The 10322-nt window shown below is 73.0% G+C and carries 9 protein-coding genes; 5 read left to right on the forward strand and 4 right to left on the reverse strand.

What is annotated here, in order from left to right:
- Both FDA94_RS38525 and FDA94_RS38530 read left to right on the forward strand, forming a co-directional pair.
- A partial coding sequence (locus tag FDA94_RS38525) for a helix-turn-helix transcriptional regulator (protein ID WP_137251956.1) occupies positions 1-757 on the forward strand: 757 nt, incomplete at its 5' end.
- Positions 758-792: 35 nt separating this feature from the next.
- The gene (locus FDA94_RS38530) at positions 793-1815 is read left to right on the forward strand and encodes a DUF4124 domain-containing protein (RefSeq protein WP_137251957.1); all 1023 of its coding nucleotides are present in this window, start codon (positions 793-795) and stop codon (positions 1813-1815) included.
- Here FDA94_RS38530 and FDA94_RS38535 read toward each other — a convergent pair.
- The 4 genes from FDA94_RS38535 to FDA94_RS38550 form a co-directional block, all read right to left on the reverse strand.
- The gene (locus FDA94_RS38535) at positions 1788-2471 is read right to left on the reverse strand and encodes a lasso peptide biosynthesis B2 protein (protein ID WP_170991321.1); all 684 of its coding nucleotides are present in this window, start codon (positions 2469-2471) and stop codon (positions 1788-1790) included. The genes FDA94_RS38530 and FDA94_RS38535 overlap by 28 nt on opposite strands.
- The gene (locus FDA94_RS38540) at positions 2468-4078 is read right to left on the reverse strand and encodes an asparagine synthase-related protein (RefSeq protein ID WP_137251959.1); all 1611 of its coding nucleotides are present in this window, start codon (positions 4076-4078) and stop codon (positions 2468-2470) included. The genes FDA94_RS38535 and FDA94_RS38540 overlap by 4 nt, the downstream gene beginning before the upstream one ends.
- 88 nt (positions 4079-4166) lie before the next feature.
- Positions 4167-4310, reverse strand: a complete 144-nt coding sequence (locus FDA94_RS38545; protein WP_137251960.1) for a lasso RiPP family leader peptide-containing protein — start codon at positions 4308-4310, stop codon at positions 4167-4169.
- Between the two features lie 61 nt (positions 4311-4371).
- Complete coding sequence (locus FDA94_RS38550; RefSeq protein ID WP_137251961.1) at positions 4372-5499, reverse strand: ROK family transcriptional regulator; 1128 nt, start codon at positions 5497-5499, stop codon at positions 4372-4374.
- A 304-nt stretch (positions 5500-5803) separates the two neighbouring features.
- Here FDA94_RS38550 and FDA94_RS38555 point away from each other — a divergent pair, with 304 nt between their 5' ends.
- From FDA94_RS38555 to pfkB, 3 genes are all read left to right on the forward strand, one after another.
- Entirely contained in the window at positions 5804-8215 is a 2412-nt protein-coding gene (locus FDA94_RS38555) for an ABC transporter substrate-binding protein (RefSeq protein ID WP_137251962.1), read from the forward strand.
- A 101-nt stretch (positions 8216-8316) separates the two neighbouring features.
- Positions 8317-9078, forward strand: coding sequence for a DeoR/GlpR family DNA-binding transcription regulator (locus FDA94_RS38560; protein WP_137251963.1), 762 nt, complete (start codon positions 8317-8319; stop codon positions 9076-9078).
- A complete protein-coding gene (gene pfkB / locus FDA94_RS38565) occupies positions 9075-10013 on the forward strand; it encodes a 1-phosphofructokinase (protein WP_137251964.1) in 939 nt (312 codons plus the stop codon). The genes FDA94_RS38560 and pfkB overlap by 4 nt, the downstream gene beginning before the upstream one ends.
- Positions 10014-10322: the final 309 nt, after the last annotated feature.

A 10322-nucleotide genomic window follows, 5' to 3' on the forward strand; every position in this document is an offset into this window, starting at 1 on the left:
GCACGCCGAAGAGTCGGCCCGCTGGGCCCGCGCCACCGGCATCCCCGCCGCCCGCGTCTACGCCGCCGCCGCGGCCATCGCCATCGCGCGGGCCCGCGACGACCCGTCGTGGGCGCTGGCCGCGTCGACCGAGCTGGCCGGGATCTATCCGGCCGGCGAACCGGGCACCCACCTGCTCGGCCCGGTCCGGGAGGAGGCCCTCGCCCAGCTGGGCCGGGCGGGCGATCTCGGGGACCCCCCGGACTTCCCGGACGGCCTGGGCGCCTCCCGGGCCCGGGGGCTGGTCGCGATGGCGCGCGGCGAGCACGAGCGGGCGCTGGCCTGTTTCGCCGAGGCCCGCGTCCACGCCGCGCCGTTCCCGCTGGAGCGCGCGTTCGTCGACCTCCTCACGGGCCGCTGCCAGCTGCTCCGGGGGCGGGCGAAGGCGGGCGAGCGGGCGTTGCGGGCGGCGTACACGGAATTCGAGCGGATCGGCGCCCGCGCCTACCAGGACCTGGCGCGCGGCGCCGCCGGCGACGCGGGCCTCGTCGTCGACGGGCCCGCGCGCCCCTTCGACGACCTCACCCCCGCCGAGCGCGCCGTCGCCGGGCTGGCCTGCGACGGCCTGACCAACCGGGAGATCGCCGACCGGCTCGTGGTCAGCGTGAAGACGGTCGAGTTCCACCTGGGGCACGTGTTCCGGCGGCTCGACATCACCTCGCGGCGGGAACTGCGGGAGCTGGGGTCGCCGGCCGGATTTCCCGGGGTCGGACCCTGAAGCCGCCGGGCCGCGGCCGCGCCTACCCTCACGCCATGCCGCTGCGCAAAGCGCTCATCCTGACCCTGACGACGGCGCTGGTCCTGACGCCGACGACGGCCGAGGCCCACCCCACGCCGACCAACGGCTTCGCGAAGTGGGGCCCGTGGAACCAGAAGCTCCCCCGGAACGTGCCGCTGGCCCCGAACTCCCAGGCCATCGTGGACAACATCAAGCTCGACAAGGAACAGAACTACGGCAGCTGGGCGATCAACACCGACGAGTACTCCGCGCCCATCTACACCGTGGGGCGGCACACCCCCCGGAAGCAGTGGCGCTTCTCCGACTGCCTCGGCCTCCCGCACCTGGCCCCGGTCATCGCCGACTCGCTGCGGTCGGTGCCCACCCCCGGTGATCTGATCGTGTCGAAGGGCACCGACGCCTCCGTGGCGATCTACCAGCCCTCCACCGACACCTACTGGGACTTCTGGCGCGCCGAGAAGGACGCCCTGGGGAACTGGTCGGCCTGCTGGGGCGGCAAGATCGAGAACTACTCCCGGAACCCCGGCATCTTCGACAACCCGCTCGGCGCGACCGCGACCGGCCTGCCGTTCGGCGCGTTCACGATCCGCATCGAGGAGCTCCGGCGGGGCCGCATCGACCACGCCCTGAACATCGTGACGGTCCGGACCAGGGCGAACTGCAACAGCTGGCCCGCCACCCGCAACGACGGCTTCGTCGAGGGCGCCGACATCCCGTGCGAGGGCCAGCGCTTCCGCCTCGACCCGGCCTTCGACGTCTCGACCCTGACCTCCCCCGCCGCCCGCACCATCGCGCGGGCGATGCAGGAATACGGCCTGATCATGACCGACAAGGGCGGCGCGCTGGTGACGTACGCCGAGGACCCCCGGCCCCACATGGCCCGCAACGGCGGCGTCGACCCGTACTTCGAGCTGTTCGACCCCGACCACCTCGTCGAGCCCGACGGCCCGGAGAAGTACTTCGTCCTGTCGGAGATCCCGGTCGAACGCCTCCAGGCGCTGCCGATGGACTACGGCAAGGGCCGCAGCCGGTGGTAGGACGGCTCGTCGCCGGTGGTGATCCGCTCGCCATCGGCCTCGATCCAGGCGTGGAAGGTGTACGGGTCGGGCAGCACCCCGAAGCACCAGTCGGCCCGGCGTCCCTTCGACCCCGCCCACAGCACCGTCGCCAGGGAGATCTGCAGGCAGGCCGCCCGGCCGGGGAACCAGCCGGCGGCACGAGAGACGTCGGCGACCATCCGGCGGGCGGTCGCCGGGTCGAGGGCCCGCCGGTTCCTCCCCGCGCGCAGGGCGAGCCGATGGGCGACCTTGAACGGGAACAGCAGCAGCACCGCCGCCGCCACCGCCAGGAAGAGGGCCGCCCGGAACCCCGGGCGGCCCGGCGGCCCGGCGGCCATCGGCACCTCGACGGGCCGGGCACGGCTCGGCCCGACCGCCAGGTCGCCGGGGGCGGCCACCGGCACGAGGCCGACCTGATGGAGGTCGCCGAGCAGGGCGTCGACGTCGGCGCGCAGCCGGTCGCCGGGGACGGCCGGATAGCGGGAGGCCAGGGCGCTGACCGCGTCGTCGCGGGTGCCGCCCGAGCTCAGCACGCTCCACGTCACCATGCCGGGCGGGTTCAGCGCGTGGCACTCGCCCGTGCGGACGTCGACGAGGACGAGGCCACGCTCGTCGTCGGCCAGCTGGTAGATCATCTCCGCAGCCACACCTCCAGGGCGACCAGCCGCCCGAGCGCGCTCAGGGGGACCGGCGCCCCGGCGTTCAACCGGGTCAGCGTGGTTCTGACGGCGGCCGGATCGACCACGCCGAGGTCCGCGAGCCGTGAGTCGTCGAGCAGGCCGGCGATCTGCCGACGGGCCGCGCGGGCCCCGGCGTACTCCTCGGCCTGGTAGGCGCCCTTGGTCCGGCGGGTCAGGACCACCTTGGGGACCAGCCCCGCGAGGGCGTCGGCCAGCTGCGGCTTGGCCCTCGCCGGGTCGGGCACGGGCGCCGGGCCGTCGAGGACGGCGCCGACGACCGCGTCGTCGAGGTAGGGGGCGTGCACCGCCACCCCGAGGTGGTCGCCGAGCGTGCGGAGGAACCGCTGCGCGTCGGCGGCCGATCGGAGTGACGCGAGCGTCGCGTGCCGGGCCGGGGTCAGGCCCGCCGGGAGCTTCCGGGCCGTGGCCGGCTCTCCCGCGAGATCGGCCAGATCGCCGCGGATCTGCGGGGTCAGCCATCCGGCGGCCTCACCCGCCACGTTCCACCAGCCGACGGCGTCGCCCGGCCCCGGGGCGTCGGCGGACGAGGGCCGGGCCAGGGAGCGGGCCAGCGCGCGGAGCGCCCGGCCGTGGGAGGTCGCCGCGAGCCTGGCCGCCCGCACGGCCAGATCGAGCGCCGACGCCTGCCGCAACCGGCTCAGCCGGGCACTGTGGCTCGCCCATCTCCGCAGCTCACCCTGCCGGAACAGGGTGGCCAGGTAGGAGGGCGGCGGCTGGAACAGCGCGTCGGCCCCTTCGCCGGTGAGATGGACGGTCCCTTCCGCTTCTCTCCGGCGGGCCCAGTCGAGCCGCAACGCCGCCCGCCGATACGCGAGAAGTCCGGGAGCGGGCCAGTCGAGCCCCGTTCGATCAGCTGTGGCGCCGAAAGCGGGCGGGTCAGGGCTGATCCCCTGGTAGGGCAGGGTGTGCTGGTCTCCGGTCACCACGCTCAGCCTGATGCGGTCGCTCAGAGCGGCCGCCCGTCGGGCCGCGTCGAGGTCGGCGGCGGGGATGCGGTCGTGGTGGTAGACGACCGCGTCGACCGGGCCGTCGGCCGCCGCGAGGAAGGCCAGGGAGGTCGAGTCGATGCCGCCGCTGAAGTCGGCGCTCGCTCCCGGGCCCCGCCGTCGGACGGCCTCCACCAGCGCCGCGCGCAGCCCGGCCACGGGGCCGTGGTGCGCATTCTCGTAACGCCCGACATCGGTGAAGAAGGAACGGCCCATTGTCAGGGGAAGCACATTCGGGCACGCGATCTGAATCGCCGCCGAGAGCGGGTCGGGGGTACGGGAATGGAGCGCGGCCAGGAGGGTCGCGTGATGGGCGATCAGGGTCTCGTGGCCGCGTACCGAGATATGAAAAGGGAATTGACCCGCGCGGTCGGTGTGCAGCTCGACCCCGGCGGCGGTGACGGTCGCGCAGGAATAGGCGCCGGGCAGCTCCCGGAGAGGGGCGGTCCGCAGTTCCCGCTCGGTGGCCAGGACGTGGCCGAGGAAGACGACCCGGCCGTCGTCGCGGTCGACGGCTCTGAGCAGGGCGGACGGGGGCGATCCGTAGACTCTCACCGCCTCGGTGCCGGGCCAGACCGCGCGCCCGGGGAGGGCGGCGCCGCCGTCGGGGCGGCCGCCGACCGTCCTGATCAGAATTCCGAAATCACCAGTAATAGTCGGAATTCGCGTCGGCGTTTCCGCTGCTGGAGTTCCCGCCGAAAAGTTCGGTGACCCGGCCGAGGCGGATGAGGGTGGGCGGTTCATAGTCGGGCTCCGGCGAAGGCAGTTCGGGCCCCTCTGCTGACATGAATGACCACCTGTGCCTGTGAAGTGGGATACGGAAGAGACCAGAGTGACTCTACCGAGAGTCAGCGGAGATGGCCGATGAGCCCGAGAATCAGCGCCCCGTGTGCGGCGGCGTCCGGCTGGGCGAACCGCAGTTCCATGTGGCGGGTCCACGCGGAGCGGCGGAGTTCCTGCTCGCACTCGGCGGCGACCAGCCGCAGGCCGGGGGCGAGCGGGCCGCCCAGCACGACCGCCTGGGTCTCCAGGGTGACGGCGCTCTCGCGCAATGCGCGGGCCAGCCTCTTCGCGGCGGCGGTGAGGGCCCAGCGGCAGTCGGGGTCGCCGCCACGGGCGCGGTCGATGAGGGTCTCGATCGAGGTGGGTGGTTCCTCCCCTCGGGCCCGGATGCTCACGTACACCCCCTCAAGCACCGCCGGCACGCTGATGTAACGTTCCAAACAACCCCTCTTGCCACACCAGCAGTCGAGCCCCACAGGGTCGACCGAGTGGTGGCCGACGCTGCCCGCCCGGCCGAGCGCGCCGCGCAGCATGCGCGGCCCGACGACCAGCCCGCCGAGCACGTGCTCGGCGATCTCGACGTAGAGCAGGGTCTCGTACGGATGGTGGTAGGTCTGCTCGTTCAGCGCGCCCAGCCGGGCGTCGGCGTCCACGACCACTTTGACCTCGCCGAACCGCGCCGACAGGTGGCGGTGCAGGTCGGGCGCGGCGAACCAGGGTGACGGGGGCGCGGGCGACAGGTCGCGCGGGTCGACCGACCAGGGCACGGCCAGCCCGACCGTGGCGACGTCGCCCGGACCGCGCCCGATCGACCCGGCGAGCTCGGCCACCGCGCCCACTGCGGCGTCGATCCACGCCCCGCCGTCGCGCAGCCCCAGCCCGAGCGAGACGAGCCGCACCTGCTCTCGCGGCCAGTGGGGTAACCGCGCGGCCACGGTGACGTGGCGGGTGCCGACCTGCATCCCGACCGCGACCCCGGTCACCGGGCGCAGGGCGACGGCCTCCTTCTTGCCGCCGTGGGCGATGCCGTCGTCGAGCAGCCGCTGCACCGCCGTGCTGACCGACGCGATCGACAGGCCGGTACGCCTGGCGAGCTCGGTGCGCATGCCGGAACGGCACATCAGCGCCCTGATGACCTGGAGGACGCTGTCGCTCCTGGCCTCCGGGTCGAGTAGGTCACGTGTCTCGTGCACGGGCACCCCGCCGCCGAATTCGAATTACGAGTCGTGCCGCCTCGATCGTGACACAGCGAATTCAGCCCGAAAAGCGATCACACAGTGACATGTCGCCACATGACGCCCTACCTGGGGAGAGGTGGGGGCCGTCGCCGACGGCGACCCTGAAACTTGAAATTCCGTGATATCGATGGCCGATCCACCGCGACGCACAGTAGGTTCCCGGTTACAGTCTGAGTGCGACTAAGTGGGGAATGTCGTGCAAAATCCCTTTTGGGTGCCCGAAAACGGGCCGCTCCCGCGTGGCGTCCATCTTCTGGCCATGCAGCTCGACGCGGTCATGGCCACCCGGCCGCGCCGGTCCGTGCTGCCCGCGCTGCTGCTCGGTGGTCCGGCGGCCGGCGCGATCGTCGCCGGCTACGCCGAGCGGCTGGTCGACCGGCGGCTCGGGCGCCGGAAGGTCAGCCTGGTCCCCCACGCGCTGCTCACCGACGACGTGGCCGACGCGCCGGAGCCGCACGTCCGGATCGTGCTCGACCTGGCCGACGGCCTCGACGAGACGATGCCGCAGGGCAGCGGCGCGCTGCGGTTGCCGCTGCTGCGGACCTGCGAGGCCGTGCTGGGCACGCCGGCGGCCGGCGGCGACCTGCCGGCCCGGCGCAGGGCCCTGCGCGACCGGCTCTACGAGGAGCTGACCCTCCGGCGCCCCTGGCTCGGTCACGCGCAGCAGGTGGCCTCGCACACCGGTCAGGGCTTCTCCCTGGCCTACGCCGCGCAGGCCGTGCTGCAGGTGTTCGTCGTGGTGTTCCCGCGCTGGGTGTACGGCCTCTGGTTGTCGCGGCGGTCGCTGCACTGGGCCGGGGAACTGCTGAAGGGCCACGACCGCCGCTTCCTGCACGCCGCGCTGGAGCTCACCGAGGGCGGCCGGCTGCGCGCCAACACGGCGCTGGTCCAGGAGCTTCTGGTGACCGCGTTGTCGCGGGACCTCGACCGGGCCGCGCGGCCGTCGCGGTTCTGGGTGTACCGGGCGCGGCGGCGCTGGTCGTTCGTCGTGCTGCTCGGCACGGTCGGGGGCGCCGACTCGCCGTGCAAGGTGCTCCTCGACACCTGGGACCGGGCCGTGTCCAAGGGGGCTCGGGCACCGCTCCTGGTCCTGGGCGCGCTCACCGCCGAACCGCCGTCCGTCGCGGCCGCGCTCACGGCGGCCGACGTCGCCGAGCTATACCACCGTCCCGGTCGACGGGTGTACGCCCTCCCGCTGGCCGATGAGGATGACGACGGCGCCGCACGGCAGTGGTTCGAGACCAACCTCCGGGTCCACCCCCGGCCCGCCGCCCCGACCGACTACGTGCGCGCGACGGCCCCGGTGGCCGCGCTGCTGTTGGTGGCGGCCGCGGTGCCGGTCTACGTATGGGGCCCCGACGGGTGCCGGGCCGTCGAGGGCGGGGAGGTCATCGGCGTGACCGACGGCGCCGAGTGCAGCCTCGCCCCGCCGGGCCCCGAAGGCGACCAGCTGCGGGAGCTGGAGCGGCTGGCGGCGGCCCACAACGCGGCGGTCGACCTGAGCGAGCCCCACCGGACGACGGTCTACTTCGCCCCCGTCACGGTGCGGGACGGTTCGGGCAACACCACGCTGAACGGCGTTCAGAGTCTGCGCGGGGTGCTGGTCGCGCTGGCCGAGGTCAACGCGAGCCCCGGCGTGAACCACATGCGCCAGCGCATCCTCATCGCCAACCCCGGCGACGCGTTCGCCCACGGGACCGAGGTCGCGCGGATGATCCTCGAACGGGCGGCCCGCGACCGTGTCGCGGCCGTGGTGGGCATCACGCAGAGCCGTCCGGCCGCGCTCGAAGCCGTGACGACGCTCAGCGACGGCAAGATCCCGGTGATCGGGAGCTCCGTCACGGGCAGCGCGATGGTGGAGGGCCCCGGCGCGCCCACCCGCTACGTCCAGGTGTCGCCGTCGAACGGCCAGGTCTCCGCGGTCACCACGGAGTTCGTCCGGTCGCGGAAGGCCACCACGATGGTCCTCGTCGCCCACCCCGACGACGAGGTCTTCAGCGTCGACCTCGCCGCCAAGGTGACGGCCCGCTTCACGGCGGCCCGCACGGTCCGCGTCGACTACTCCGAGTTCGGCCAGGACCACACCGCCGACGACGCGGCCCGCCGCATCTGCGCGCAGGCCACGCGGGCCGGCGCCTTCGTCGTGTACGCGGGCCGTTCGGCCCGCCTGATGGAGCTGCTGAACGCCATGCGGGGCCGGGCCGATTGCACCCGCGCCGACGGCGCCCGCTTCGGCTTCCTGGCCGAGGCCATGCCGAGCGGATACCTCGACGACCCGGCCAAGCTCACCACCGGCTACCCCTTCGCGGAGTTCTCCCACGTCTCGTTCTCGCCCGGCGTGGGCCGCCCGAGACCCCACCACTTCGTCAAGGGCTTCCCGGCCTACTTCACCTCCCGGGGCCTGCCCGCCTACGTCCCGAACAGCGACGCGGCCGGCGCCTACGACGCGGTGATGGTGGCCGCCAAGGCCACCGACGGCGCGTTCGCCGACGAGGCGCCCGACGAGGACTTCCCCGCCAACGCCGTCTACAAGTGGCTCATGGAACCGGGCGTACGGGACATGAACGGCGCGACCGGCGGCATCACGCTGAACAGCGAGCACCGCTATCCCGTCCACCGGACCCTGTACGTCCTGGGCCCCCACCCCTTCGAGTACGAGGTCCACCCCTGAGGCGTTTCGCTTGGTTTCGTATTGGTTTCAACTCTTGACCGTCCAGGTAAAACGGGTGTAATCACAGATAAAACAACACACCCAAGGACGAAACCAACATCATGTACGCCGAGGAGCGACAGCAGGAGATCTTGCGCCGGGCCCGCGCCGCCGGTCGGGTCGACGTGGTGACCCTGGCCGAGGAGTTCGCCGTCACCACCGAGACCGTGCGCCGTGACCTGACCGCCCTCGAGAAGGCCGGGGTGCTGCGGCGGGTGCACGGCGGGGCCATCCCCGTCGAGCGGCTCGGCTTCGAGCCCGCGCTCGCGGCGCGCGACGAGGTCATGACGTCCGAGAAGGAACGGATCGCCAAGGCCGCCCTCGGCGAGCTGCCGCAGGACGGCGCGATCATCATCGACGCCGGGTCGACGACCCGGCGGCTGGCCCAGGAGCTCCCCGCCGACCGCGAGCTGACGGTCATCGTGAACTCCCCGCCGCTGGCCACCATCCTGGCCGCGCGGGCCAACCTCAACGTCATCATGCTCGGCGGCCGGGTGCGCGGCCGGACCCTCGCCACCGTCGACGACTGGGCGCTGCGGCCGCTGGCCGACATCCACGTCGACGTGGCGTTCATGGGCACCAACGGCATCTCCGTGGCCAAGGGCCTGACCACGCCCGACCCGGCCGAGGCCGCGATCAAGCGCGCGATGATCGCCTCCGCGCAGCGCAGCGTCCTGCTGGCCGACCACACCAAGTTCAGCGACACCTTCCTGGCCCGCTTCGCCACCCTGGCGGAGATCGACGTCGTGATCACCGACACCGTCCTCGACCCCCAGGTGGCCGCCGACCTGGCACTGCACGGCCCGGAAGTGGTACGCGCATGATCCTCACGCTGACCCTCAACCCCAGCCTCGACCGGACCGTCGAGATCCCCTCGCTCGCGCGGGGCGAGGTCATCCGGGCCGCCGCCGCCCACCTCGACCCCGGCGGCAAGGGCGTCAACGTCTCCCGCGCCCTGCTCGCCAACCACGTGCGCTCGTGCGCGGTGGTCCCCTACGGCGGCGAGGAGGGGCGGCGGCTGATCGAGCTGCTCGACGTCGAGGGCATCGACATGATCATGGTTCCGGTCGCCGGGACCACCCGTTCCAACATCACCCTCGCCGAACCCGACGGCACCGTCACCAAGGTCAACGAGCCCGGCGCCACGCTCAGCGGGCGCGAGCTGGAGGAGATCGCCACCGCCGTCCTCGGCGCCGCGCACAGCGCGGACTGGGTGGTCGCGTCCGGCAGCCTGCCGCCCCAGGTCCCCTCCGACGTGTACGCCACCCTCTGCCGCCGCTTCCGCCAGGCCGGCATCAACGTGGCCGTCGACACCAGCGGCCCGGCGCTGCTGGCCGCGGTGCAGGCCGGGCCCCGCCTGGTCAAGCCCAACCGCGAGGAGCTCGCCGAGGCCACCGGCTCCCCGATCGACACGGTCGGCGACGCCCTGGAGGCCGCCGCGAAACTGCGCGCGATGGGGGCGGAGACCGTACTGGCGAGCCTCGGACGTGACGGCGCCCTGCTGGTCGACGACGGAACCGTGTGGCACGGCGAGTGCGCGGCGGAGGAGCCGCGCAGCTCCGTCGGGGCCGGCGACGCATTACTGGCCGGGTTCCTCGCCGCCGGGGCCCACGGGAGGGCCGCCCTCGTCGAAGGGCTGGCCTGGGCCACCGCGGCGGTGCAGCTGCCGGGCAGCCGCATGCCGGGGCCCGGCGACATCAGACGTGACCGGGTGACCGTCAGCGAACCCGATCCCACGCGGCCGCTTTCGGGGGGCTGATCGCGGCCCGCTCGCCTGTCGACAAGGCAGATTCACCTCGCTCTCCCCTTTCCACCCCCCGAGCTCCCCGGAAAGGAGCACAACATGACCACCGACTACACCCCGCCCGTCGAGGGCACCGGGATAAAGGCCACGATCCAGAGGTTCGGCGGCTACCTGGCCGGGATGATCATGCCGAACATCGGCGCTTTATAGTTGCAAGCGTTTCATCCATGCAGGTTGAAGCCCTAACCACGCGTCCTTGCAGGTCAGAGCCCGATTTCTGGTTCCCTTCCGATCCCGGACAATCCGGGCGAATCATGCCCCATC

Origin of the sequence: Herbidospora galbida (genome assembly GCF_005233835.1) — a bacterium.
Classification (GTDB): Bacteria; Actinomycetota; Actinomycetes; order Streptosporangiales; family Streptosporangiaceae; genus Herbidospora; species Herbidospora galbida.